The following is a 24,284-nucleotide window of genomic DNA, read 5'->3' as shown; positions in this document are numbered from 1 at the left end:
TCAGTACCTCACTCGCGGGTCGATGAGCGCCGCGATGACGTCGACGATGAAGTTGGTCAGCGCCACGATGACGGCGAGCAGGGCGACGATGCCCTGCACGGCCACGAAGTCGCGGGCCTGGAGGTACTCGGCGAGCTGGAAGCCGAGGCCCTTCCACTCGAAGGTGGTCTCGGTGAGGACCGCGCCGCCGAGCAGCAGGGCGATCTGCAGGCCGATCACAGTGATGATCGGGATGAGCGCGGGCCGGTAGGCGTGGGTGCGGACGAGCCGGAACTCGCTGACGCCGCGCGAGCGCGCCGCGTCCACGTAATCGGTGCCGAGCGTGCCGATCACGTTGGTGCGCACCAGGCGCAGGAAGATGCCCGCGGTGAGCAGTCCCAGTGCGACGGCGGGGAGCACCGCGTGCGAGAGCACGTCCGAGATCGCGGCCGGGTCGCCGGTCTGGATCGCGTCGATCAGGTAGATGCCGGTCTTGTTCTCGAGGAACTGGAGCGAGAGCTCGGTGCTCGTCGAGGCGCGCCCGGCGACGGGGAACCACTTCAGCCAGACGGAGAACACCAGCTTCAGCAGCAGGCCCGCGAAGAACACCGGGGTCGCGTAGCAGAGGATCGCGAAGATGCGCAGCACCGCGTCGGGCGTGCGGTCGCGGTGGTAGGCGGCGAGCATCCCGAGCGGGATGCCGACCAGGAACGCCACGATCAGGGCGTAGAAGGCGAGCTCGACCGTCGCGGCGCCGTAGGTGAGGAGCACCTCGGTGACGGGGCGGTTGTCGCTCAGGGTGGTGCCGAAGTCGCCGGTCAGCAGCTTGCCGAGGTACTCGAGGTACTGCACGATCAGCGGCCGGTCGTAGCCGGCGGCGGTTACGCGCTCGGCGAGCTGGTCCGCGGTCAGGCGGCCGCCGAGGGCCGCCGTGATCGGGTCGCCCGTGCTGCGCATGAGGAGGAACACCAGCGTCACGAGGATGAAGACGGTGGGGATGATGAGCAGGAAGCGGACGAGCAGGTAGCGCCCGAGTCCGCCCCCGGAGCCGCGCGGTCGCCGGGTGGGCGCCGTCGCCGCAGCCGTCGTGGCTGTCGTCACGTGATGCCTTTCGTGGAGAACGGCCGGCGCCTCCTGTCGGGGAGGCGCCGGCCGCGAGGGGGTGGATCAGCCCTTGCTGAGTGCCGCGTAGCGGAACTTGAACGAGGCGTCGAGGGTGTCCTCGGCTCCGCTCACGGTGCTGCCGACGACCGCGACCTGCGAGCCCTGCAGGTAGGGGACGGTCGAGAGCTGCGCCGCGACCTTCTCCTGGATCTGCTCGATCAGCGCGGTGCGCGCGTCGGCGTCGGTGGTCGAGACCTGCTGTGCGATCAGGCTCTGCACCTCGGCGTCGTCGAAGTGGTTCGCGAGGAAGTTCTCCTTGATGAAGAACGGCGAGAGGTAGTTGTCGGCGTCGGAGTAGTCGGGGAACCAGCCGAGCTGGTAGGCCGGGTAGACGTCGCTCGAGCGGTCCTTCGAGTACTGCACCCACTCCGTGGTCTGCAGGTTCACGGTGAAGAGGCCGGTCGACTCCAGCTGGTCCTTGATCAGCGCGTACTCGTCGCCCGAGGACGGACCGTAGTGGTCGTTCGAGTACTGCAGGTTCAGGGTGACCGGAGCGGTGACGCCGGCGGCCTCGAGGGTCGCCTTCGCCTTGTCGGCGTCGGGCGCGCCGTTGCCGTCGCCGTAGAGCGACTTGAGCGGCTCGACCGCGCCGGTCAGGCCTGCGGGGACGTAGGAGTAGAGGGGGGTGTAGGTGCCCTTGTAGACCTGGTCGGCGATCTCGTCGCGGTCGATCAGGTCGGCGACGGCCTGGCGCACGGCGAGGGCCTTTGCGCTGTCGGCCTCACCGGTGGTCGCGCCGAAGGGCTGGGTGTCGAAGTTGAAGACGATGTAGCGGATCTCGCCGCCGGGGCCGTCCACGACCTTGACCGTGTCGTTGCCGCGGAGGTCGTCGATGTCCGTCGCCGAGAGGCTGCGGAACGCGACGTCGATGTTCCCCTCCTGGATGTCCAGCTTGAGGTTGGACGAGTCCGCGTAGTACTTGACGTTGACGGTGTCCGTCTTCGCCTCGCCGAGAACGCCCTGGTAGTCCGGGTACGCCTTGTACTGGATGAGGTTGTTCACGTCGTAGTTCGCGATCGTGTACTGGCCGGCGAAGGCGTCGCCCGAGACGATGTCGGCGTCCGCGGTCAGCTCGTCGGCCGAGAAGACCTCCTCGTCCACGATCGGGCCGGCGGGGCTCGAGAGGATCTGCGGGAAGGTCTGGTCGTTCTCGGACTTCAGCGTGAAGACCACGGTCGTGTCGTCCGGAGCCGCGACGCTGTCGAGGTTCGCCAGGAGCGAGGAGGGGCCGTTCTCGGCCGCGATGCCGACCTGGCGGTCGAAGGAGAACTTCACGTCGGAGGAGGTGAGGTCGTGGCCGTTGGCCCACTTCAGTCCCTCCTTCAGCTTCACGGTGTACTCCGTGGGAGCGGTGAACTCCGCCGACTCGGCGATGTCGGGCTCGACGTCCGGGCTGCCGTAGGGGGTGTTCATCAGGAACGGGAACACCTGGTTCATCACGGCGAACGAGCCGTTGTCGTAGGAGCCCGCGGGGTCGAGCGTCGTGATCTTGTCGGTGGTGCCGATGGTCAGGGCCCCTCCGGCGCTGCCGCCGGACGAGTCGTTCCCGCCGGCGGCGCAGCCCGTCAGCACGAGCGCGACCGCGGCGAAGCCTGCGGCGGCGGCCAGTGCACGGGTGCCGCGAGTGGATGCGGAATTCATCTCCGTCTGCCTCTTCCTGTCAAGGATGGGATGCGGGCGCGCTCCGGGCGCGCGGACTCTCGGCACACAGATCTCCTGTGGGCTGTGGCGTCACGACACTGGACGCCCGCATTGCTGTTCCTCATGGGTAACACAGTTGGAAGCGCTCTCCGAACCGGCACGGGCGTGCGGCCGATTTCTTCACACGACCGCAACACGCTCACTCCGTGCGCAGCGCCCGCTTCTCGCGCTCGAGCTCGACCAGTCGCACCTGCACCGCGCGCGCCATCACCGGATCGGCGGACGCGCGCTGGAGCGCCCCGCGCAGCTCGGCGATTTCGCGGAGCAGGTCGCGCTCGATGAGCGAGATCGCCACGTCGCGGGAGTAGCGGGCGAGCCCCTCCTCGTCGGCGGCCGGGATCGGCGCCACCGCGAGCTGGCGCACCAGCGAGGCGAAGGGGCCGGGGACGTCGTCGGCGACGTGCTCGACCCAGTCGCGGTCCTCCGCCCGCTCGAGGTTCGCGACCACGGCGTCGCGGACCACGCGGAGGGTCTCGTTGGTGACCGCCGCGTGCGCCGCCCGGGCCAGGAGCTCCGGACCCATCGCCTGCGGAAGCTGGAGCATCGCCATCAGCGCCTCGCGCTCGATGCGCGTGACGACGTCGACGGGGAGGTCGGCGATGCGCGCGCCGAGGGGCGCCTCGGCCGCGGACGATTCGCCGCCGCCCCGCCCGCCCTGCTGGTCGCGGCCCTCGGGTCCTGAGGAGCGGGGCCGGGATCCGGCGGAGCGCACGGCGGAGTTGACCTCGGCCATGTCCAGGCCGAGCATCCGGGCGAGCTCGCGGGAGTAGCCGGGCCGCAGCGCCGGGTCGCGGATCTCGGCGACGACCGGGGCGGCCGCGCGCAGGGCCGCGATCCGGCCCTCGACCGTCTCGAGGTCGTAGCGGTCCAGCAGCTGCCTGATAACGAACTCGAACATCGGCTTCTTGTCGTCGATGAGGCGGCGGACGGCGTCGTCTCCGCGGTTCAGGCGGAGGTCGCAGGGGTCCAGGCCCTCGGGCGCGACGGCGACGAAGGTCTGCGCGGCGAAGCGGTGCTCCTCCTGGAACGCGCGCATCGCCGCCTTCTGGCCCGCCGCGTCGGGGTCGAAGGTGAAGACGACCTCGCCGACGCCGCTGTCGTCGCCCAGCACCCGGCGCAGCACCTTGATATGGTCGACGCCGAAGGAGGTGCCGCAGGTGGCGACCGCGGTGGTGACGCCGGCGAGGTGGCAGGCCATGACGTCCGTGTAGCCCTCGACGACGACCACCCGGTGCCCGCGGGAGATGTCCCGCTTGGCGAGGTCGAGCCCGTAGAGCACCTGGGACTTGTGGTAGACGGGCGTCTCGGGGGTGTTGAGGTACTTGGGGCCCTTGTCCTCCTCGAGGAGGCGGCGGGCGCCGAAGCCGACGGTCTGGCCGGTCACGTCGCGGATCGGCCAGACGAGGCGGCCGCGGAAGCGGTCGTAGACGCCGCCGCGGTTGTTGCTGCTGACCAGGCCGGCCGTGGTCAGCTCCTCTTCCGAGAAGCCGCGGCGCTTGAGCGCGGTCGTGAGCCCGTCCCAGCCGTCGGGTGCGAAGCCGACGCCGAAGCGGTCGGCGGCGGCGCGGTCGAAGCCCCGCTCGCCGAGGAAGCGCCGACCGACGTCGGCGCCCGGGGTCGCGAGCTGCTCGCGGAAGTACTCCTCCGCGGCGTCGTTCGCGGCGAGGAGGCGCGCTCGCCCGCCGGTCTCGGGCGCGCGGCCGTCGCCGTCCTCGTACTGCAGCGGGAAGCCGATCCGCCCGGCGAGGCGCTCGACGGTCTCGCTGAACGAGCTGTGGTCCATCTTCATGACGAAGCTGTAGACGTCGCCCGACTCCTGGCAGCCGAAGCAGTGGTAGAAGCCGGCCTGCGGGCGGACGTGGAAGCTGGGGCTGCGCTCGTCGTGGAAGGGGCAGAGGCCCTTCAGCGAGCCGATGCCGGCCGACTTCAGCGTGACGTACTCGCCGATCACGTCGCCGATGTTCACCCGCGCCTTGACCTCCTCGACATCTGACTGTCGGATCCGAGGCATGGGGTCCATCGTATCGGCCGCCGGGGCCGCCGAGCCGGGGTGGGGAGAACTGCACCAGGGCGGCGCGGATCACCCCGGAGACCTGTGATTGGCCCCGCACCCCGAGATCAGGGTCATCCCTGATCCGCACCCGCCCGCCGTCTCCGAGAATCGACCCATGCCCCCTGCCGCCTCCCGCCCGCCTCTCCTGCGTGCTCTGCTCGTCGCCCTGCTCGGCGGTCTCGTCCTGGGCGGGCTCACCAGCCTGCTGCAGGGCTCCCTCCCGCCGTCGGTGAGCTCGTTCGCCAACTCCTCCGGGGGCTGGTCCATGCTCGTGTTCGCGCTCGTGCGCCTCGGCGGCGCCCGACCGGCAGCGGGGGCCGCGCTCGGCCTGCTGAGCTTCTGGGCGCTTCTCGAGGGCTACGACCTGGTGACCGCGGCGCGCGGCTTCGGCTACTCGCCTCCCTTCACGGACGTCTTCTGGCTGCTCGCCGTCCCCGCCGGGCCGATCCTGGGGGCCGCCGCCGCACTCACCCTCCACGGCTCGAGGACGTGGCGCGTCCTGGCCGTCGCGCCGCTCTCGGGCGTGCTGATCGGCGAGGGCGTCTGGGCGCTGGGCGCGGTCGCCGACACCACGAGTCCGGTGTACTGGTGGCTCCAGATCGTCCTGGGCGCGGGCTTCCTCGTCCTGGCCGTCGTGCAGAGGAGGCCGCGCGCACTCGTCTCGCTCGCGGCGCTCGGCGTCACCGCGGCGGCCGCCGTCGCCTTCTTCGTCGTCTACTCCGCGCTGTGAACCGTTCGAGAGGGTCGTCGCGGACCCTCCGCGCACTCGCGGGTTCCGCCCTCCTCCTGGCCCTCGCAGGGTGCACCACCACGGCGGACACCCCGGTCGCGCCGCCGTCGTCCGCCTCGGTGCCGTCGTCGGTGTCCTCCGCCACCCCTCCTCCGATCGACGTCTCCGCCGAGCTGGCCGCGCTCGAGAACGAGTTCGACGCCCGGATCGGCGTCAGCGCCGTCGACACCGGCTCGGGCCGCCGGGTCCATCACCGGGCCGACGAGCGCTTCGGCTTCGCCTCGAGCCTCAAAGCCCTCGCCGCAGCGGAGTTCCTGCGCACCGTCCCCGCCGCCGAGCGGGACGAGGTGGTCACCTGGACCGTCGCCGACGTCGAGGCGGCGGGCTACTCCCCCGTCACGGAGGAGAGCACCGCCACCGGCCTGCCGCTGTCGCAGCTCGCCGAGGCGGCCGTCCGCCGGAGCGACAACACAGCTCTAAACCTCGTGCTCCGGCGCCTCGGCGGACCCTCCGCCCTCGACCGAGGACTGGAGGCTCTCGGCGACACCACCACCGAGGTGGTGAACGAGGAGCCCGCGCTGAACACGATCGAGCCCGGCAGCACCGAGGACACCACCACCCCGGCCGCGTTCACGGCGGACCTCGCCGCGGTCGCCACAGGTGACGTGCTGTCCGCGGAGGACCGGGCGCTCCTGCTCGACTGGATGAGCGGCAACGCGACCGGCGACACTCTCGTCCGGGCGGGCGCTCCGGCCGGCTGGAGCGTCGCGGACAAGTCCGGGGGCGCCGGCGGGATCCGCAACGACGTCGCCGTGGTGACGCCTCCCAGGCGGGACGCGGTCGTGCTGTCGATCCTCTCGACGCGCAACGACCCCGAGGCGGACTACGACGACGCGCTGGTCGCCCGCGCCGCGGCCGTCGTGCTGGGAGCCCTGCGGTAGCGTCCGCCCGGCGTCAGCAGTGCCGGTTCACGTAGCCCGGTGCGCCACGGGGGACGACGTCGCGGTCGCGGAGGGTGACCGAGATGCTCCGGCCCTGCGCGGCGCAGGCCTCGGAGTAGGCGGACCGGCCGTTGTCGGTGTACTCGATCTCGTAGACCTGGCGCCCGTAGACGTCCGTGTACGCCGCGCACTCGTCGTAGACCTGGCACTCCTCGACGACGGCGAAGTCGAAGCCGACCGTCCTCTTCCCGGCAGCGGCGAGATCGGCTCCGTTCTTCTGGCCGATCGCCAGGCCGGAGCGGTGAGCGCGCGCCGTCAGGAGGGTGGCGAACGCCAGCGCCTGCGACTTCGTCAGCCTCCCGCCCGAGCGGGTGTAGCTGTCCAGATTGTCGGCCTCGACGGCGTCGAAGCCGTCCTCGGCGCATCCGTCGATCCAGGCGCCGACGATCGCGAGCAGAGCGGTCCGCTTCGCGGAGGTCGAGACGTCGAAGAGGTACTCGTCCGGCCAGCCCGGATCGGCGAGGGGCTTCCCGTCCGCTCGCCTCACCAGGAGCTCGGGGTGCCGCTTCGCGAAGGCGGCGCTCTCGCCGGGCTGGGTCTGGAAGGCGTTCACGTAGCAGATGCTGTAGCGGCCGGCGGCGGGCGCGTCCGTGCGGTCGCGGTCGACGATGGTGACGCTCGACGCCGGAGCGTAGGCGCCTCCCAGCTGGTAGTCGAGGACGCCGTTCGCGGGAGGGAGCAGCGGTGCCGCCGAGGCCGCGGCGGGCTGGACCAGCAGCAGCCCCGCGACGACCAGGGCGAGGAGGCCGAGACGCGGCCGACGCAGTCTCATCCGGGAGCTCCCGGCGTGCGCCCTGCGGCTCGCACGCCCGTGGCCGCCGGCAGCGCGCCGAGTGCGAGCTCGCCGATCACCGCGATGCGGTCCGCCGGTGCTCCGTCGCGGGCCTGCGTCGACATCCCGCTGAGCACGGCGACGACGAAGGCGGCGACGGATCCGGAGTCCGTCTCCGGCGGCACGTCGCCCTCCTCGATCCCGCGCTCGACCCGGGCAGCGACGAGCGCCTCCATCTCGCGGCGACGGGCCTCGAGCCGCGGCTCGCTCAGCACGAAGCAGCCGGCAGGAGTGCCGGGCGCGGAGTACCCCTCCGCACTAACTCGGACGACGGCGGCGACGGCCTCGCGCGCCGTCGGCCGGTGCGAGTACAGCATCGGCTTGCTCATCCCCGACCGTGCCGCGATGCGGTCGACCCGCGCTCCCGCCAGCCCGTGCGCCGCGAACTCCTCCGTCGCCGCCTCGAGGATCCGCTGCCGTGTCCGCTCCGCTCCCACGCCCCCACCGTACCCGCCGCCCCGCGCCCCTCCGCGCCTCGCGGTGCGGTGCCCTCCCCGCCCTCCGAGCCGACCGGCCGACCCGCACACCAGCACATCGCCTCAGACGACGCACCCGGCTCCCTGGAACCCACCACCCCGACAAGCCGACCGCGGTGACGCCTGGCGGTGACGGGCGTGCCCCCGGCACCGCCGAACGGCCGATCCGCGTGCCAGCGGATCGCCCTAGGCGGACGCACCCCGCATTACGAAACGCACCACCCCGACAAGCCGACCGCGGTGACGCCCGGCGGTGACCGGCGTGCCCCCGGCACCGCCGAACGGCCGATCCGCGTGCCAGCGGATCGCCCTAGGCGGACGCACCCCGCTCCCTGGAACGCACCACCCCGCGAAGCCGACCGCGCCACGCCGGGCAGGGACCGGCGTGGAATCGAGCACCGCCGACCGCGCCGAGCCGGGCAGAGACCGGCGTGCCACCGGCACCGCCGAACGGCCGATCCGCGTGCCAGCGGATCGCCCTAGGCGGACGCACCCCGCTCCACGAACCGCACCACCCCGAGAAGCCGACCGCGCCACGCCGGGCGAGGACCGGCGTGCAATCGAGCACCGCCGAACGGACGATCCGCGTAACAGCGGATCGCCTCAGGCGGACGCACCCCGCTCCCTGGAACGCACCACCTCGACAAGCCGACCGCGGTGACGCCGAGCAGGGACCGGCGGCACAGCTGAGCCGGGCGCCGCCCGGCTCAGCGCATCAGCACAGCCTCTCGAACCAGGCGAGGGCGCTCTGGTCGGTGAGGTTGGCGACCTGGTCGACGACGACGCGGCGGCGGGCGTCGTCGTCGGGGGCGGCGTGCCAGTCCTCGGCGAAGCCGGGCTCGAGGGTTCCCGGGCCGCGGTCGAGGAGGGTGTCGGCGAGGCGGGTGAGGACTTCGCGCTGCTGGGCGTAGATGGGCTGGCGGGTGTTCCGCGACATCACGAACGTCGCGACGATCCCCTTGAGCACGGCGATCTCGGCCTGCTGCTCGCGGGGGACGACGACGTGGCCGCCGAAGCGGACGAGGTCGGGGTGCTGGTACGCCTCGCGGGTGGCCTCGGTGGCGGCGGCGGCGAAGCGGCCGATGAGCTGGCTGGTGAGGTTCTTGAGCCGGGCCTGGTCGCGGCGGGAGCCGTCCCAGGAGGAGACCCACACGTCGAGCGAGTCGAGACGGTCGAAGGCGGCGACGAGCTCGTCGTGTCCGACCTCCCCGCCGACCCAGGAGTGCATCGACTGCACGAGGTCCTCGTGGTCGGCGCGGGAGCCGAGTGCTTCGACGTCGATGTAGCCGGAGACCACCGCGTCCTCGAAGTCGTGCACGGAGTACGCGATGTCGTCCGAGAGGTCCATCACCTCGGCCTCGATGCAGCGCACCCCGTCGGGGGCGCCCTCGCGCATCCAGGCGAACGCGGGAGCGTCGTCGGCGTAGAACCCGAACTTGGCGCGCCCCGACGGGTCCGCGACCGAGCGCGTGTCGGGCCAGGGGTACTTGCAGCTCGCGTCGATGCTGGCGCGGGTGAGGTTCAGCCCGTAGGGGCGGGCGTCGTCGCCGAACACCTTCGGCTCGAGCCGCGTGAGCAGCCGGAAGGTCTGCGCGTTGCCTTCGAAGCCGCCGATCCCCTCGGCCCAGGTGTTGAGCGCGCGCTCGCCGTTGTGCCCGAACGGCGGATGCCCGATGTCGTGCGCGAGGCAGGCCGTGTCGACGACGTCGGGGTCGAGGTCGAGGCTCGTGGCGAGCTCCCGGCCGATCTGCGCCACCTCGAGCGAGTGGGTCAGGCGGTTGCGCGCGAAGTCGACGCCCGCCGTGGGGCTGAGCACCTGGGTCTTCGCGGCCAGGCGGCGGAGCGCGCTGGAGTGGAAGAGCCGGGCGCGGTCGCGGGCGAAGTCGGAGCGGCGGGTCGAGTGGTCCTCCGGCAGGAATCGCTCGGTGTCGACGAGCGAGTACCCCCAGAGCGCGCGGTCATCCACCGCTGTTGTGGATCTCGGCGGCCGAGACCGCGTCGCGCTGCCCGGCGTCGAGCTCGCGGGACTCGAGCCAGCGGTCCGGGAGGGAGGGGACCTTGGGCGAGCCGGCGCGGCCCCGCTGCCCCTCGGCCGCCTCGCCCGGATAGGGCTGCGTCCAGTCGAGCGTCGCCAGGAGCTCGTCGAGCTGCGCGAGCGACTCGACGGTGGCCAGGCGAGCGCGCAGGTCGCCGCCGACGGCGTAGCCCTTGAAGTACCAGGCGACGTGCTTGCGGATGTCGCGGCAGCCGCGCTCCTCGCTCTCGAAGAAGTCGACGAGCAGCTCCGCGTGGCGGCGGAACGCCTCGGCGACCTGTCCGAGCGAAGGGCGGAACCGCTCGTCGGAGCCGGCGAACGCGGCGGCGAGGTCGCCGAAGAGCCAGGGGCGCCCGAGGCAGCCGCGACCGACGACGACTCCGTCGCAGCCCGTCTCGGCCATCATCCGCAGCGCGTCCTCGGCCGACCAGATGTCGCCGTTGCCCAGCACGGGCACGCTCGTGACCGTCTCCTTGAGCATGGCGATCGCCGACCAGTCGGCGTGCCCGCTGTAGAACTCGGAGGCGGTGCGCGCGTGCAGCGCGATCGACGCGACCCCGGCGCCCTCGGCGGCACGGGCGGCCTCGAGGTAGGTGAGGTGGTCCGGGTCGATGCCCTTGCGCATCTTGACGGTGAGCGGGACGTCGCCGGCGGCCTTCACAGCGCCCTCGACGATCTGCCGGAACAGCGGGAGCTTCCACGGCAGGGCCGCTCCCCCGCCCTTCCGGGTGACCTTGGGCACGGGGCAGCCGAAGTTGAGGTCGATGTGGTCGGCCCGGTCCTCGGCGACGAGCATGGTGACCGCTTCGGCGACGGTGACCGGGTCCACTCCGTAGAGCTGGATCGAGCGCACCGACTCGCTGGGGTGGTGGCGGATGAGGCGCATCGATTCCGGCGTGCGCTCGACGAGCGCGCGGGAGGTGATCATCTCGCTCACGTAGAGGCCGTTGCCGAACTCGCGGCAGAGGCGGCGGAACGCCGTGTTGGTGATGCCCGCCATGGGGGCGAGCACCACCGGCGCGTCGAGTTCGAGGGGGCCGATCCGGAGCGCCGGCGCGGTGCGCGCGGGCGGGGCGGCCGTGAGAGTGGAGGACATCGGTATCGATTCTCCCAGATCCTGTGTTGGGGAAGGCGGAGTGACGAGCGGAGAGGTGGAGAGATGAACGGGAGCACACCTGTGGAGGACGGTTCGCAGCGGCTGGAGGCGGACGCGTCCGCCCGCGGCCTTGCGGTCGAGATCGTGGAGAGGCCCGCTGCCGGCAGCCTGCACGAGGCGGCCGCGCTGCTCGGCATCGAGCCCGGCGACATCGTGAAGTCGCTCGTGGTGAAGCGCCACGACGGCGGCTACCTGTTCGCCCTGGTCCCCGGCGGGCGGCAGATCGCGTGGCCGAAGCTGCGCGCGGTGGTCGGAGTGAACAAGCTCCGCCTCCCGGACGAGACGGCCGCCCTCGAGGCGACCGGCTACCGGCGCGGCACCATCACCCCGATCGGGTCCACGACGGCCTGGCCGGTCTACGCCGACGAGCGGATCCTCGGCCGCCGCGTCGCGATGGGAGCCGGCGCCGACGGGCGCAGCGCCTTCGTCGACGCGGACGCCCTCGTGGCCGCCTACGGCGCGACCGTCGCCGACATCACCGTGGAGGAGCCTCCGCGGTGATCGGCGGCACCTCGGCCTGCGCTTCCGCGGCCTGCGGCACGGCGCAGACGCCGTCCTCGCACAGCGGCCCGCCGGAGTCGCCGAGCATCTCGAACGGCCCGCTCACGCGACGGCCGCCCGCTGCTCCAGCACGTGCTCGAGGACCTCGGTGAACGCCGCCGGCTCCTGGGCGCCGGAGACGCCGAAGCGCCCGTCGAGGACGAAGAACGGCACCCCCGAGATCCCGTACTCGCGGGCCTGGGCGATGTCGGACTGCACCCGCCCGAGGTAGCGCCGGTCCTCGAGAGCGCGGCGCGTCTCCGCCGGGTCGAGCCCGACCTCGCCGGCGAGCGAGGCGAGCACCTCCGGATCGGCCAGATCGCGGCCCTCGACGAAGTACGCGCTCAGGAGACGCTCGACGAGCTCGAGCTGCAGACCGTTCTCCTTGGCGTGGTGGAGCGCCTGGTGGGCGGTGACCGTCTTGACGTGGCGCACCGACTCGAAGTGGTAGTCGAGGCCGACGCCCGCCGCGATCGCCGTGACGGAGTCGAGCATCTGCTGCGCCTGCGCCTCCGGGATCCCCTTGTGCTCGGCGAGGAACGCCGCCTCTCCCCCGCGGTAGTCCTCCGGCGTGTCCGGCGAGAGCTCGAAGCTGCGGTACTCCACGACGACCTCCGGAGCCTCGGGGTGCGCGGCGCGGAAGGCCTCGAGACCGCGCTCGAACCGGCGCTTCCCGATGTAGCACCAGGGGCAGGCGATGTCGGACCAGACGTCGACGGACAGGGGGCTCGGCTCAGCACTCACCCCCAGGACAACGGAGGGGGCGCCCCGCTATTCCCGCAGCACGCGGACGAGCTCGTCCACGTCGGACTCGTCGTTCCAGAGGTGGAAGGCGATGCGGAGCCGGCCGCCGCGGCCCGAGACGCGCAGACCCGCGGCCTGCAGCAGCTCCAGGTCCGCTCCCCCCTCGTCCGGCCAGGACACGAGCGCCCGGTGCTGAGGCTCCCGGTCAAGCCGCTCGCACAGTAGGTCGCCGAGGCCGGAGGCGTGCGCCCAGACCGCGTCGAGGTCGAGCGAGCGGAACAGAGCGAGCGACGCCTCGGCGCCGGCGAACGCCTGCCAGGCCGGCGAGACGTCGAAGCGGCGGGCGTTCTCGGCCAGGTGCATGGCCGGTCCGTAGCAGGACGACCACACGTCCTCCCCCGAGTACCAGCCCGCCTGCACGGGGACGAGCTCGGCCGCGTAGGCGGGCGAGACGGTGAGGAACGCCACTCCGCGCGGCGAGCACAGCCATTTGTAGGCGTGGGTGAGGGTCGCGTCGAAGCGGGAGGCGTCGACCGGCAGGACGCCGGCCGCCTGCGTCAGGTCGCACGCGGTCCGCACTCGGTGGCGCGCGGCCGCCTCGAGGACGGAGTCGAGATCGGCGAGCGCTCCGCTGCTGGACTGCACGGCGGAGAAGACGACGAGGTCGTCCCCGTCCTCGACGGAGTCGGACAGCGCCTCGAGCGCGACGGAGCGCACGGTCACTCCGCGGTGCGCCTGGGCGAGGAAGGGGAACACGATGGAGGAGAAGTCGCCGTCCACGCAGAGCACGCGGGCCCCGTCGGGCAGCGAGGCGGCGAGCACGGCGGCCATGGCGGAGGTCTGCGAGCCGATCGCGACACGGTCGACCGGGACGCCGGCGATCGCGGCGAACGAGGCACGCGCGCGCTCGGCGACAGCGCCGTAGGCGGCGGCCGTGCTCTCCCCGGACGACCAGCCGTCGAGGTCCGCCCGCAGCGCCTCGACGGTCTGCCGCGGCGGCAGGCCGAGGGTGCAGGCGTTGTGGTAGCCGCGGGCACCGGCGAAGCGCGCGCGCAGGTCGGCGGAGTTCGGCAGTGCGGTGCTCACCTCTCGAGGATGACGCTCCGGAGCCGGATCGCCAAGACCGGGGAGCGACCGGGCGCGCCGGCGGCGGGCCCGGTCAGCGGGCGGCGAGGGCGTGCGCCTGCTCGAGCACGGCGACGACCTCGCGGGCCTCGCGGACGTCGACCGGCGAGGGAGCGCCGTCCTGGAGGGACAGCGCGACCTGCTCGAGGAACGCGGCGTATCGTCCCCGCTCACTCGGCACGGGGTGTGCGCCGGAGTCGTCGACGAGGACGCCCCATCCCTCCGGCGCGACCTCGCCGAAGCCGTCGTCGTCCGGTCGGGCGCCGCCGGTGCGGAGCGCGGTCTCCTGCGGATCGAGACCGTCGACGCTGAAGGCGGCGCGGGTGCCGAGCACGCGGAAGCGGGGGCCGGTCGCCCGGGCGACGCGGCTCATGGTGAGGTGGGAGCGGACGCCGCTGTGATGCAGGAGCGAGACGAACGCGTCGTCCTCGCTCGCGGAGCCCTCGTGGACGGTCCGGGTCTCGGCCGCCGTGACGACCGCCGGGCCGAACAGCAGCAGCGCCTGGTCGACCAGGTGGCTGCCGAGATCGAAGAGGATCCCGCCACCCTCGGCCGGACCCGTCTCGCTCTGCCACCGGCCCGTCTTCGGCGCGCTCCAGCGCTCGAAGGTCGACTCGAAGCGGAGGACCTCGCCGAGGACCCCTTTGCCCAGGAGGCGGCGGAGGGTGAGCAGATCGGCGTCCCAGCGCCGGTTCTGGAAGACGAAGACGGGCGCACCGCTCCGCTCGGAGGCGGCGATGATCGCGTCCGCGTCGGCCGCGCTCGGTGCGAAGGGCTTGTCGATCACGACGGCGACTCCGGCCTCGAGCACTCGGACGGCCTGCTCCCGGTGCGCCGACGGCGGCGAGGCGAGCACGACCAGCTCCGGCCGCTCGGCGAGCACCGCGTCGAGGTCGGGCACGATCCGGGCCTCGGGATGCGCGGCGGAGGCCGCGGCCCTCCGACCGGCGTCGCGGGTGGAGACGGCGACGACCTCGAAAGCGGGATCCGCCGCGAGGAACGGACCGTGGAAGACGCTGCCCGCGAGCCCGAAGCCGACGATTCCGACCCGGATCACGAGGAGGCCCCCGGCACGTCGACCGCGCCGCCGAAGCGGCGGGAGCGGCCGGAGTAGTGCTCGATCGCGTCCCAGAGGTCGGTCCGCGTGAAGTCCGGCCAGAGCCGGTCGAGGAACACCATCTCGGCGTAGGCGCTCTGCCAGAGCAGGAAGTTGCTGGTGCGCTGCTCGCCGGAGGAGCGCACGAAGAGGTCGACGTCCGGCATCTCGGGCACGTAGAGCGCCTTGGCGATCGTCTTCTCGGAGATGCCGGAGGGCTTGAGCCGCCCCGCCTGGACCTCGGCGGCGAGCCGCTGCACCGCGTCGGCGATCTCGGTGCGCCCGCCGTAGTTGACGCACATGGTGAGCGTCAGCACGTCGTTGTCCGCGGTCATCCGCTCGGCGAACTGCAGCTCGTTGATCACCGACGCCCACAGGCGCGGCTTCCGGCCGGCCCAGCGGATGCGCACGCCCCACTCGTTGAGCTGATCGCGGCGGCGGTGCAGCACATCGCGGTTGAAGCCCATCAGGAAGCGCACCTCCTCGGGCGAGCGCTTCCAGTTCTCGGTCGAGAACGCGTAGACGCTGAGGTGCTTCACGCCGATCTGGATCGCTCCGGCCACGACGTCCAGCAGCGCCGTCTCGCCGCGCTTGTGCCCCTCGATCCGAGTCAGGCCGCGGGAGTTCGCCCAGCGGCCGTTCCCGTCCATCACGATGGCGACGTGCCCCGGAACGGCCTTCCGCGGGATCGCGGGCGGGTGGATCCCGGTCCAGTCGAGGGGGCGGTACGGCTCGGCGTCCTTGTGGGTGAAGGGCTTCATCGGGTGACGTGCTCCAGGGATCTCAGACCGCGTTCGAGGTGGAACTGCGTGTAGGCGGCGACCACTCCGCTCGCCCGCGACCGCGTGGTCGGCTCGGTGGTCTCGGCGTGGGCCCAGTCTCCCGTGAGCAGTGCGCCCAGCAGGACCACGACCTCCGGAGCGACCCGCGGTGCGCCGGGCGGCGTGCAGTCGGCGCAGACGACGCCTCCGAGCTGCACCACGATCGCGCCGTGGGGCCCGGGAGCGCCGCAGCGCGCGCAGTCCTCGAAGCTGGGCGCCCAGCCCGCGATCGAGAGCGCCCGCAGGAGGTAGGAGTCGAGCGTCAGCACCGGCTCGTGCTCGTGCTTCGAGAGCGAGCGCAGGGCCCCGACGAGCAGCAGGTACTGCTGCAGGGATGCGTCCGCGTCAGTGAGGCGGTCCGCCGTCTCGACCATCGCGCTCGCCGCCGTGTAGCTGTCGTAGTCGGCGGCGATCAGCGCACCGTAGGCGCCGAGCGACTCGGCCTGCGTGACGATGTCGAGGCTCCGGCCCTCGTAGAGCTGGAGGTCGGCGACCATGAACGGCTCGAGCCGCGAGCCGAACTTGGAGCCGGTCTTGCGCACGCCCTTCGCCACCGCGCGGATCTTGCCGTGGCTGCGCGAGAGCAGCGTCACGATGCGGTCGGCCTCGCCCAGCTTGTGCGTGCGGAGCACCACGGCTTCGTCGCGATAGGTGGGCATCCTCCGATTATCCCCCCGACCTCCGACACCCGGCTGGCAGCCCGGCCGGAGCAGGGCCCGCGCCGTGGAACGATGTCCGGGTGGCAGCCTCCCTCTTCGAGATCCCGGCCTGGGCCGACCTGCTCGCGATCGCCATCGGCTGCCTCCAGGGCGCGATGTTCGCGGGCGAGTTCCGCGACCGCCGGATCGACCTGCTCGGCGTCACGATCATCGGCACGGCCACCGGCCTCGGCGGCGGCGTGCTCCGCGATCTGCTGCTCCAGACGCCCCTGGTGGCCCTGCACACCGACGCGTACCTGATCGTCGCGGTGACCGCCTCCCTGCTCGGGATGCTGCTCCAGCACCTGCTGAACCGGGTCGACGGGACGATCACCGCCCTCGACGCGCTGACCCTCGGGCTCTTCGGCGCGATCGGCACCACGAAGGCCCTGTCGCTCGGCGTGCCGGAGGTGCCGGCCGTGTTCGTCGGCACCGTCTCGGCCGTCGGCGGATCCGTCGTCCGCGACATCCTGCTGAACCGGCCGATCGCGCTGATGCACGTCGGCTCGCTCTACGCGGTCGCCGCCTCGGTGGGCACGGGCGTCCTGGTCCTCGCGCTGCGCTTCGGAGTGACGATCGACTTCGCCGCGCCGCTCGCGGTGGGCGTGACCACGGTCATCCGCCTGCTCGCGGTCCGCTACGGCTGGAGCCTGCCCGAGCAGCGCGCGCTCAGCGGGGTGCCGCGCCTGCGCTGGCGCCGCCGGACCTAGCGGCGGCCGACCCGGACGCAGGGAGCGGAGTCCCGCGCGGTCCGCGCACGGGAACGCCGGGGGAGGCGCGACGCGTCACGGCTCCCCCGGCGGGGATCGGGCCCGATCAGGCGGAGGCGCCGGCCAGCTCGCGGACCGGGACCTCCTCGCGCAGGGCGCGGTTGACGGCCGAGACGATGGCCTTGAGGGAGGCGGTCGAGATGTCGGCGTCCACGCCCACGCCCCACAGGGTGCGGCCGTTCACCGTGCACTCGACGTACGAGGCGGCCAGCGCGTCGCCGCCGGCGCTGAGCGCGTGCTCGACGTAGTCGAGGACCCGGACCTCGACGCCCTGCTGCTCCAGCACGGCCTCGAAGGCGTTGATCGGGCCGTTGCCCCGCGAGCTGGCCGAGACGCGCTCGTCGCCCACCCGGAGGACCGCGTCCAGCGCGATGCTGCCGCCCAGATCGCTCGACGTGTTCGTGCGCAGCAGCTCGAAGCGGCCCCACTTCTCGTCGGCGCGCTCGGCGGGCGCGGGCAGGTACTCATCCTGGAACACCGTCCAGATCTGCTCGCTCGTGACCTCGCCGCCCTCGGCGTCGGTCTTGGCCTGCACGACGCCCGAGAACTCGATCTGCAGTCGGCGCGGCAGGTCGAGCGCGTGGTCCGTCTTCAGCAGGTACGCGACTCCGCCCTTGCCGGACTGCGAGTTGACGCGGATGACCGCCTCGTAGGAGCGGCCCAGGTCCTTCGGGTCCACCGGCAGGTAGGGCACGGCCCAGGTGAGCTCGTCGACGCTGCGGCCGGTCCGCTCGGCCTCGGCCTGCATCGCCTCGAAGCCCTTCTTGATGGCGTCCTGGTGCGAGCCGCTGAAGGCGGTGAAGACCAGGTCGCCCGCCCAGGGGCTGCGCTCGGGCACGGGCAGCTGGTTGCAGTACTCGGCGGTGCGCTTGATGCCGTCCATGTCGCTGAAGTCGATCTGCGGGTCGATCCCCTGGGTGAATAGGTTCACGCCCAACGCGACCAGATCGACGTTGCCGGTGCGCTCGCCGTTGCCGAAGAGGCAGCCCTCGATCCGGTCGGCACCGGCCAGGTAGCCCAGCTCGGCCGCCGCCACGGCCGTGCCGCGGTCGTTGTGGGGGTGCAGCGACAGCACGATGTTCTCGCGCTGCGCGAGGTTGCGGCTCATCCACTCGATCGAGTCGGCGTAGACGTTCGGGGTGGCCATCTCGACGGTGGCGGGCAGATTCAGGATGACCTTGCGCTCGGGAGTCGGCTCGAAGACCTCGACGACCCGGTCGCAGATCTCGCGGGCGAAGTCGAGCTCGGTGCCGGTGTAGCTCTCGGGCGAGTACTCGTAGTAGACGGCCGTGCCGGGGACGGTCGACTCCATCTCGCGGCACTTGCGGGCGCCGGCCAGCGCGATGTCGATGATGCCCTGACGGTCCTTGCGGAACACGACCTCGCGCTGCAGCACGCTCGTGGAGTTGTAGAGGTGCACGATCGCCTGGCGCGCGCCGCGGATCGACTCGTAGGTGCGCTCGATCAGGTGGTCGCGGGCCTGGGTCAGCACCTGGATGGTGACGTCCTCGGGGATCGCGCCCTCCTCGATGAGGCTGCGCACGAAGTCGAAGTCGGTCTGGCTCGCGCTCGGGAATCCGACCTCGATCTCCTTGTAGCCCATCCGGACCAGCAGATCGAACATGATGCGCTTGCGCTCGGGGCTCATCGGGTCGATGAGCGCCTGGTTGCCGTCGCGGAGGTCCACGGCGCACCAGCGGGGCGCGGTCGTGATGCGCTTCGACGGCCAGGTGCGGTCGGGCAGGTCCACGGCGATCAGCTCGTGGAAGGGACGGTACTTGCCGATCGGCATGGGCGACGGCTTCTGGTTGTTCAGCATGAGGTGCTCTCCCGGCGCAGTGGTGCGCACGTGTCTGTTCTCGCTCGTGACCGATCCCGCTCGCGTGCGGCTCCGCTGGTGGGCGGTGCCGGTCGGGCGGTCTCCCGGGGATCCGGATGCGGATCGACCTCGCGGGCGAGGGATGGTTCAGCCGACGACGGACTCCGCGACGAGGATGGCCTGAGGATCAGATCTCGTCGCGGCGGAGAAGGAGGAGCTGTCCGAAGCGCACCCGGTCAGGGTAGCACCGCCCCCGCGGCGCGTCACCCCGGCGTCCCGCGCTAGGAGACCAGGCCGTTCTCGTAGGCGTAGACCACCAGCTGCACGCGGTCGCGCAGGCCGAGCTTGCCGAGGGTGCGGCTGATGTGCGTCTTCACCGTCGCCTCGCTCAGGAACTCGGCCCGCGCGATCTCGGTGTTGCTCATCCCCCGCGCGGCCAGGTGGAAGATCTCGCGCTCGCGGTCGGTGAGGGTCGCGAAGGCGGGCGGGGTCTCGCGTCCGCTGCCCGCCGCCCCGAAGTGCTCGAAGAGCTCGCGGGTCGCGGAGGCGGCGACCACGGCGGTCCCCGCGTGCACGGTGCGGACGGAGGCGAGGAGGAAGCCGGGCTCCGTGTCCTTCAGGAGGAAGCCGCTCGCGCCCGCCCGGATGGCGCGCGCGGCCGCCTCGTCGAGGTCGAAGGTCGTCAGCACGAGGATGCGCGGAGGCTGGACCCGCCGCTCCTGCGCGTCCGCGAGGATCCGCCGGGTCGACTCGATCCCGTCGACGCCCGGCATCCGGATGTCCATCAGCACGACGTCGGGGGCCAGCCGCGCGACCAGCTCCGCGCCCTCCGCCCCGTCCGAGGCCTCGCCGACCACCTCGAGATCGGGCTGCGAGCCGAGCAGCATGCGGATGCCGGCGCGGAAGAGGGCCTGGTCGTCGACGAGGACGAGGCGGATGGTGTCGGTCATGCGGGGCTGCCTCCGGAGGCGAGGGGTGGGGCGGTGCGGGCGAGGGACGGGGAGGAGGGCAGGCGCGCGTCGACGACGAAGTCGTCCCCGACCGGGCCGGCGGCGAGCACTCCCCCGACGAGCGCGGCGCGCTCGCGCATGCCGACCAGGCCGTGGCCCTCGCCCGGCAGGGAGTCGCGCTCGACGTCGGCGCACCGGGCGTTGCGCACGGTCAGGGCGAGCTCGCCGCCGTCCTGGCGCAGGGCGATGTCGAGCGGCGAGCCCGGGCGGCCGTGGCGGAGAGCGTTCGTGGTCGCCTCCTGGGCGATGCGGTACAGGGCCAGACCGACGGCGCGCGGCACCGCCTCCAGGTCGACGGCGAGGTCGGCGCGGACGGGGGCTCCGGCTCCGCCCACGCTGTCGAGGAGGGCCGGCAGGTCGCGGGCGCCGGGCTGCGGGCCGTCGCTCTGCGAGTGCCGCAGCTGGGCGAGGAGCACGCGCACGTCGCCGAGGGCGTCCCGGGCGACGGAGGAGATGGTCAGCAGCGCGGCGTCGGTCTGCTCGGGGCTGGTGGCGCCGAGGTAGCGCGCGCCGTCGGCCTGCGCGATCACGACGGCGAGGGAGTGGGCGACGACGTCGTGCATGTCGCGGGCGATCCGGTTGCGCTCCTCCACGGTGTCGAGCTCGCGCTGCGCCCGCGCGCGCTCCTGCTCGGCCTGCGCGCGCAGGGTCTGGCCCTCCCGCGCCCGGCGGACCGAGCGCGAGAGCAGTCCGATGGTCCAGGAGAGGCCGAGCGTCGCGAGGATCCCGCCGAAGGTGGCTCCGGCCGACAGCAGGCCGTCGTAGGCGCTCGCGACGAGGTCGAAGACGAGGACGAGGTAGACGACGGCGACCACGGCGCCGAGGACGGCCGACACCGCGCCCGCGATCCGCACCCGCCGCGACTCCGACGCGCCGGCGCCGAAGAGGACGGCCAGGATGGCCAGATCCGCGGGTCCGGGAGCGAGGCTCGCGCTCATCTGCAGGGCGGCGCCGGCCCAGGCGATCGAGAGGGCGAGGACCGGGGACCGCCGGTGCAGCACCAGCGCGACCGCGAGCACGCCCGCGACCAGCAGCTGCATCGCGCCGTCCACCCCGGCGAACGGGAGGCCGGCGACGAGGAGGAGCACCAGCGCCTGACCACCGGCGACCCCCACCGCGAAGGGGTCCTGCGGACCGGCGACCCGGTTCAGCAGCGCGTCGATCCGATCGCCCGCGAGGACCGGCGCCCGCAGCGCGTTGAGGTACACGAGGACCTTCGCCGCACCGAGCACGGAGGCGACCGCGAGGGCGACCAGGGCGAGGACCACGAACTCCACGCGCGCCGGGAGCCCGGACGGATCGAGCGGGCCGGAGAGGCCGAGCGCGACGGTGACGCCGCCGATCCCGGCGAGGATCAGGCCGCCCGCGAGCGCCAGGGCACGGGTCCAGGGGCCCACCCGGCGGGTCGTCTGCCAGAGGACGACCAGGCCGACGAGCACCCCGTCGACGGGGACGCCGCCGAGCAGGACGCCTCCGTCGGCGAGCGCGCCGACCGCGACGAGCGAGGGGGCGAGCGCGGGCAGGAATCCCGCGACCGCGAGGGCCAGCGCGAGCACGAGGCCGCCGGCGATCCGCTCGGTCGGAGTGACCCCGGTGAGCCCGAGCAGCAGGTGGAGGGCGGCGAGCAGCGCCCCGGCGATCGGCAGGGCCGCCGGTCGGTCGAGGAGGGCGCGCATGAGGATCACGCTACGGGTCCGCGCGCCCGGGGGCGTCGTCCTGGAGGGTGACCGCCGTCGTCCTCCGGCGTCAGAAGCCCAGGCGCCCGAGCAGCTTCGGGTCGCGTTGCCACTCCTTGGCGACCTTCACCCGGATGGAGAGGAACACGCGGCGGCCCAGCAGGCGCTCGATCTGCTCGCGGGAGACGGCTCCCACCTCGCGCAGGCGCTGGCCGCCCTTGCCGATGATGATGCCCTTCTGGCTGTCGCGCTCCACGAAGACGTTGGCGTAGATGTCGATCAGCGAGCCGTCCTCGCGCTCGACCATGTCGTCGAGCGTCACGGCGAGGGAGTGCGGCAGCTCGTCCGACACGCCCTCGAGGGCGGCCTCGCGGATGAACTCGGCGATCCGCGAGGACAGGTCCTCGTCGGTCACCGCTTCCTCCGGGTAGAGGGCGGGCGAGACGGGCATCAGGCGCAGGAGCTCGACGGCCAGGACGTCCAGCTGCTCCTCGGTCACGGCCGAGATCGGCACGATCGTGTCCCACTCGCGCAGCTCCGAGACGGCGAGCAGCTGCTTCGCCACGGACTTCTTCGAGGAGAGGTCCACCTTCGAGACGATCGCGACCTTCCGGGCGCGCGGGAAGGAGTCGAGCTGCTCGTTGATGAAGCGGTCTCCGGGGCCGATCGGCTCGTCCGCCGGGAACAGCATCCCGATGACGTCGACGTCGCCGAGGGTCGAGGTGACGAGCGAGTTCAGCCGCTCGCCGAGGAGCGTGCGCGGCCGGTGGATGCCGGGGGTGTCGACGACGATCAGCTGGCCGTCGGTGCGGTGCACCACTCCGCGGATAGCGCGCCGCGTGGTCTGGGGCTTCGAGCTCGTGATGGCGATCTTCTCGCCGACGAGGGCGTTCGTGAGCGTCGACTTGCCCACGTTCGGGCGGCCGACGAAGGACACGAAGCCCGCCCGGTAGGGAGCGGCGGCGGGAGTGGTGTCGGTCATCGTGCGTCCTCGTGCTGATCGCCCGTGGCTCCGCGGGTGGGAGCCGTGCTCGGGCTGGGGGTGGTGGTGCCGCCGTCCGCGATGATCGCGACGGGGCCGGTGCCGGGCTCGCCGGCGGTGTCCAGATCGGGATCGCGGCGGACGATCACCGTGGAGATGGTCCCACGGCGCGGGTCCGCCTGCTCGGCCTCGAGCAGCACTCCGCCGATCCGCGCCGTCGCGCCGCGCTCGGGGAGGCGCCCGTAGGCCTTGGTCAGCAGTCCGCCGACCGAGTCGACGTCGTCGTCCTCGAGGTCGAGCTCGAACAGCTCGCCGAGCTCGTCCACCGGCAGGCGCGCCGAGACGCGGTAGACCCCGGGCGCCGTCTCCTCGAAGAGGTCGACCTCGCGGTCGTACTCGTCGGAGATGTCGCCGACGAGCTCCTCGATCAGGTCCTCGAGCGTCACCAGGCCCGCGATGCCGCCGTACTCGTCGACCACCATCGCGAGGTGGTTGGACTCGAGCTGCATCTGGCGGAGCAGCTCGTCGGCCTTCTTCGACTCGGGCACGAACAGCGCCGGGCGCGCGAGATCGGCGACCGTGTCGTCGTCGTCCGGCCGCTCGTAGGTGTGCCGGGCCACGTCGCGCAGGTAGAGCACGCCGAGGACGTCGTCGACGCCGTCGCCGATGACGGGGAGCCGGGAGATGCCGCGGCTCAGCAGGAGCCCCATGCCGGCGCCGACGGAGGAGGTCGCCTCGATCGTCACCATGTCGGTGCGGGGCACCATCACCTCGCGGACGAAGGTGTCGTTGAATTCGAAGATCGAGTGGATCAGCTCGCGGTCGTCCTGCTCGAGCACGTCCTGCTCGGTCGCCTCGTCGACCATGCTGAGCAGCTGCTCCTCGGAGGAGAACCCCGCCGAGCGCCCGGTCCCCGGCGTCACCCGGTTGCCGAGGGCCACGAGCCCGTGCGCGACCGGGCCCAGCGCGAGCCGGAGCACGTGCACGAGCGAGGCGCTGGTGGACAGGACCGCGCGGGCGTTCGCGCGCCCGACGCTGCGGGGGCTGGAGCCGACCAGGACGAACGAGACCGCCGCCATGATCAGGACCGCCAGCAGGAGCGCGAGCCAGAGCTGCGGGACCTCGACGACCAGCACCGTGGTGACGAACACCGCGGCCGTCGTCTCGGCCGCGATCCGCGAGAAGTTGACGACGTTGACGTGGGCGCTCATGTCGCCCGCGATCGCGCGGAGAGCGCGGGCGCTGCGGGAGTGCTGGGCCATGTCGAGCAGGTCGCTGCGCGAGAGGACGCCGAGTGCGGCGTCGGTCGCGGCGAACCAGCCGCCGACGGCGACGAGCGCGAGGGCGGCGATGAGGAGCTGGAGAGTGGGCACGGCGCGCTCTAGCGGCGTCGCTCGCTGATGTGGAAGCCGACCAGGATGTCGCGCTGGATGCCGAACATCTCGCGCTCCTCCTCCGGCTCGGCGTGATCGAAGCCGAGCAGGTGAAGGAGCCCGTGGGCGGTCAGCAGCTGTAGCTCGTCGAGCACGGAGTGGCCGGCCGACTCGGCCTGGGACTGCGCGACCTGCGGGCAGAGCACGATGTCGCCGAGGAGCCCCGCGGGGGTCTGCTCGTCCTCGGTCCCGGGACGCAGCTCGTCCATCGGGAAGCTGAGCACGTCGGTCGGTCCCGGCTCGTCCATCCACTGCACGTGCAGCTGCTCCATCGCGCCCTCGTCGACCAGCACGATCGCGAGCTCGGCGTCGGGGTGCACGTGGAGCGAGTCGAGCGCGTAGCCGGCGAGGCGCAGCAGGGCGGCCTCGTCGACGGGGACGCTCGACTCGTTGTTGATCTCGATGCTCACGGGGGCGGGTCTTCCTTCGGTTCGGGAGGGGCG

The 24,284-nt window shown here is 72.6% G+C and carries 22 protein-coding genes; 4 read left to right on the top strand and 18 right to left on the bottom strand.

Going from position 1 to position 24,284, the window contains the following annotated elements; translation table 11 throughout:
- The 3 genes from C5C57_RS08905 to dnaG form a co-directional block, all read right to left on the bottom strand.
- Positions 1-1,080 carry an ABC transporter permease gene (locus tag C5C57_RS08905; protein WP_104297518.1) on the bottom strand — a complete coding sequence of 360 codons (1,080 nt, stop codon included), beginning with the start codon at positions 1,078-1,080 and terminating at the stop codon, positions 1-3.
- Between the two features lie 66 nt (positions 1,081-1,146).
- Entirely contained in the window at positions 1,147-2,784 is a 1,638-nt protein-coding gene (locus C5C57_RS08900; protein WP_104223443.1) for an ABC transporter substrate-binding protein, read from the bottom strand.
- A 199-nt stretch (positions 2,785-2,983) separates the two neighbouring features.
- Positions 2,984-4,855 carry a DNA primase gene (dnaG, locus tag C5C57_RS08895; RefSeq protein WP_104269262.1) on the bottom strand — a complete coding sequence of 624 codons (1,872 nt, stop codon included), beginning with the start codon at positions 4,853-4,855 and terminating at the stop codon, positions 2,984-2,986.
- 157 nt (positions 4,856-5,012) lie between these two features.
- On the opposite strand from dnaG, the gene C5C57_RS08890 reads away from it, so the two are divergent.
- Both C5C57_RS08890 and bla read left to right on the top strand, forming a co-directional pair.
- A complete protein-coding gene (locus tag C5C57_RS08890; protein WP_181069140.1) occupies positions 5,013-5,627 on the top strand; it encodes a DUF6518 family protein in 615 nt (204 codons plus the stop codon).
- A complete protein-coding gene (bla, locus tag C5C57_RS08885) occupies positions 5,624-6,568 on the top strand; it encodes a class A beta-lactamase (RefSeq protein ID WP_104297517.1) in 945 nt (314 codons plus the stop codon). Before C5C57_RS08890 ends, bla begins: the two co-directional genes overlap by 4 nt.
- 13 nt (positions 6,569-6,581) lie before the next feature.
- Here bla and C5C57_RS08880 read toward each other — a convergent pair whose 3' ends face one another.
- The 4 genes from C5C57_RS08880 to dusB form a co-directional block, all read right to left on the bottom strand.
- Complete coding sequence (locus C5C57_RS08880; RefSeq protein ID WP_104247510.1) at positions 6,582-7,400, bottom strand: endo alpha-1,4 polygalactosaminidase; 819 nt, start codon at positions 7,398-7,400, stop codon at positions 6,582-6,584.
- Positions 7,397-7,897: a helix-turn-helix domain-containing protein gene (locus C5C57_RS18490; RefSeq protein WP_181069138.1), complete on the bottom strand. Its 501-nt coding sequence runs from the start codon at positions 7,895-7,897 to the stop codon at positions 7,397-7,399. The genes C5C57_RS08880 and C5C57_RS18490 overlap by 4 nt, the downstream gene beginning before the upstream one ends.
- Before the next feature lie 754 nt (positions 7,898-8,651).
- Positions 8,652-9,902, bottom strand: coding sequence for a deoxyguanosinetriphosphate triphosphohydrolase (locus tag C5C57_RS08870; RefSeq protein WP_104297515.1), 1,251 nt, complete (start codon positions 9,900-9,902; stop codon positions 8,652-8,654).
- Entirely contained in the window at positions 9,895-11,067 is a 1,173-nt protein-coding gene (gene dusB / locus C5C57_RS08865; RefSeq protein ID WP_104247508.1) for a tRNA dihydrouridine synthase DusB, read from the bottom strand. Before dusB ends, C5C57_RS08870 begins: the two co-directional genes overlap by 8 nt.
- A 63-nt stretch (positions 11,068-11,130) precedes the next feature.
- On the opposite strand from dusB, the gene C5C57_RS08860 reads away from it, so the two are divergent.
- Positions 11,131-11,628: an aminoacyl-tRNA deacylase gene (locus C5C57_RS08860; RefSeq protein WP_104223436.1), complete on the top strand. Its 498-nt coding sequence runs from the start codon at positions 11,131-11,133 to the stop codon at positions 11,626-11,628.
- 102 nt (positions 11,629-11,730) lie between these two features.
- Here C5C57_RS08860 and C5C57_RS08855 read toward each other — a convergent pair whose 3' ends face one another.
- From C5C57_RS08855 to recO, 5 genes are all read right to left on the bottom strand, one after another.
- Positions 11,731-12,411, bottom strand: coding sequence for a DsbA family protein (locus C5C57_RS08855; protein ID WP_104226692.1), 681 nt, complete (start codon positions 12,409-12,411; stop codon positions 11,731-11,733).
- Between the two features lie 27 nt (positions 12,412-12,438).
- Positions 12,439-13,497 carry an aminotransferase class V-fold PLP-dependent enzyme gene (locus tag C5C57_RS08850; protein ID WP_104247507.1) on the bottom strand — a complete coding sequence of 353 codons (1,059 nt, stop codon included), beginning with the start codon at positions 13,495-13,497 and terminating at the stop codon, positions 12,439-12,441.
- Positions 13,498-13,570: 73 nt separating this feature from the next.
- The gene (locus tag C5C57_RS08845) at positions 13,571-14,593 is read right to left on the bottom strand and encodes a Gfo/Idh/MocA family oxidoreductase (protein WP_104297514.1); all 1,023 of its coding nucleotides are present in this window, start codon (positions 14,591-14,593) and stop codon (positions 13,571-13,573) included.
- Positions 14,590-15,393 (bottom strand): isoprenyl transferase, encoded by an 804-nt coding sequence (locus C5C57_RS08840; protein WP_104234456.1) that lies wholly within the window; start codon positions 15,391-15,393, stop codon positions 14,590-14,592. The genes C5C57_RS08845 and C5C57_RS08840 overlap by 4 nt, the downstream gene beginning before the upstream one ends.
- Complete coding sequence (gene recO, locus C5C57_RS08835) at positions 15,390-16,112, bottom strand: DNA repair protein RecO (protein ID WP_104234457.1); 723 nt, start codon at positions 16,110-16,112, stop codon at positions 15,390-15,392. Before recO ends, C5C57_RS08840 begins: the two co-directional genes overlap by 4 nt.
- Positions 16,113-16,192: 80 nt before the next feature.
- On the opposite strand from recO, the gene C5C57_RS08830 reads away from it, so the two are divergent.
- Positions 16,193-16,861, top strand: a complete 669-nt coding sequence (locus C5C57_RS08830) for a trimeric intracellular cation channel family protein (RefSeq protein WP_104223430.1) — start codon at positions 16,193-16,195, stop codon at positions 16,859-16,861.
- 106 nt (positions 16,862-16,967) lie between these two features.
- Here C5C57_RS08830 and leuA read toward each other — a convergent pair whose 3' ends face one another.
- The 6 genes from leuA to ybeY form a co-directional block, all read right to left on the bottom strand.
- Positions 16,968-18,740 carry a 2-isopropylmalate synthase gene (leuA, locus tag C5C57_RS08825; RefSeq protein ID WP_104238221.1) on the bottom strand — a complete coding sequence of 591 codons (1,773 nt, stop codon included), beginning with the start codon at positions 18,738-18,740 and terminating at the stop codon, positions 16,968-16,970.
- Between the two features lie 281 nt (positions 18,741-19,021).
- A complete protein-coding gene (locus tag C5C57_RS08820; protein WP_104226697.1) occupies positions 19,022-19,690 on the bottom strand; it encodes a response regulator transcription factor in 669 nt (222 codons plus the stop codon).
- Positions 19,687-21,426: a sensor histidine kinase gene (locus C5C57_RS08815; RefSeq protein WP_146082404.1), complete on the bottom strand. Its 1,740-nt coding sequence runs from the start codon at positions 21,424-21,426 to the stop codon at positions 19,687-19,689. Before C5C57_RS08815 ends, C5C57_RS08820 begins: the two co-directional genes overlap by 4 nt.
- A gap of 70 nt (positions 21,427-21,496) precedes the next feature.
- Positions 21,497-22,408: a GTPase Era gene (gene era / locus C5C57_RS08810; protein ID WP_104223426.1), complete on the bottom strand. Its 912-nt coding sequence runs from the start codon at positions 22,406-22,408 to the stop codon at positions 21,497-21,499.
- Positions 22,405-23,781, bottom strand: a complete 1,377-nt coding sequence (locus tag C5C57_RS08805) for a hemolysin family protein (RefSeq protein ID WP_104223425.1) — start codon at positions 23,779-23,781, stop codon at positions 22,405-22,407. The genes era and C5C57_RS08805 overlap by 4 nt, the downstream gene beginning before the upstream one ends.
- 8 nt (positions 23,782-23,789) lie before the next feature.
- A complete protein-coding gene (gene ybeY, locus C5C57_RS08800) occupies positions 23,790-24,251 on the bottom strand; it encodes an rRNA maturation RNase YbeY (protein ID WP_104223424.1) in 462 nt (153 codons plus the stop codon).
- Positions 24,252-24,284: the final 33 nt, after the last annotated feature.

Origin of the sequence: Rathayibacter sp. AY1C5, from assembly GCF_002931705.1 — a bacterium.
In the GTDB taxonomy this organism is placed as follows: Bacteria; Actinomycetota; Actinomycetes; order Actinomycetales; family Microbacteriaceae; genus Rathayibacter.
This window is presented reverse-complemented; position numbering and strand designations above follow the sequence as displayed.

Bases quoted from the DNA above. Each gene is read 5' to 3' on its own strand.
- C5C57_RS08900 (WP_104223443.1), bottom strand. From the start codon at position 2,784: ATGAATTCCGCATCCACTCGCGGCACCCGTGCACTGGCCGCCGCCGCA.
- dusB (WP_104247508.1), bottom strand. From the start codon at position 11,067: ATGTCCTCCACTCTCACGGCCGCCCCGCCCGCGCGCACCGCGCCGGCG.
- recO (WP_104234457.1), bottom strand. From the start codon at position 16,112: ATGCCCACCTATCGCGACGAAGCCGTGGTGCTCCGCACGCACAAGCTG.
- leuA (WP_104238221.1), bottom strand. From the start codon at position 18,740: ATGCTGAACAACCAGAAGCCGTCGCCCATGCCGATCGGCAAGTACCGT.
- C5C57_RS08815 (WP_146082404.1), bottom strand. From the start codon at position 21,426: ATGCGCGCCCTCCTCGACCGACCGGCGGCCCTGCCGATCGCCGGGGCG.
- C5C57_RS08890 (WP_181069140.1), top strand. From the start codon at position 5,013: ATGCCCCCTGCCGCCTCCCGCCCGCCTCTCCTGCGTGCTCTGCTCGTC.
- C5C57_RS08880 (WP_104247510.1), bottom strand. From the start codon at position 7,400: ATGAGACTGCGTCGGCCGCGTCTCGGCCTCCTCGCCCTGGTCGTCGCG.
- C5C57_RS08820 (WP_104226697.1), bottom strand. From the start codon at position 19,690: ATGACCGACACCATCCGCCTCGTCCTCGTCGACGACCAGGCCCTCTTC.
- era (WP_104223426.1), bottom strand. From the start codon at position 22,408: ATGACCGACACCACTCCCGCCGCCGCTCCCTACCGGGCGGGCTTCGTG.
- C5C57_RS08860 (WP_104223436.1), top strand. From the start codon at position 11,131: ATGAACGGGAGCACACCTGTGGAGGACGGTTCGCAGCGGCTGGAGGCG.
- dnaG (WP_104269262.1), bottom strand. From the start codon at position 4,855: ATGCCTCGGATCCGACAGTCAGATGTCGAGGAGGTCAAGGCGCGGGTG.
- C5C57_RS08840 (WP_104234456.1), bottom strand. From the start codon at position 15,393: ATGAAGCCCTTCACCCACAAGGACGCCGAGCCGTACCGCCCCCTCGAC.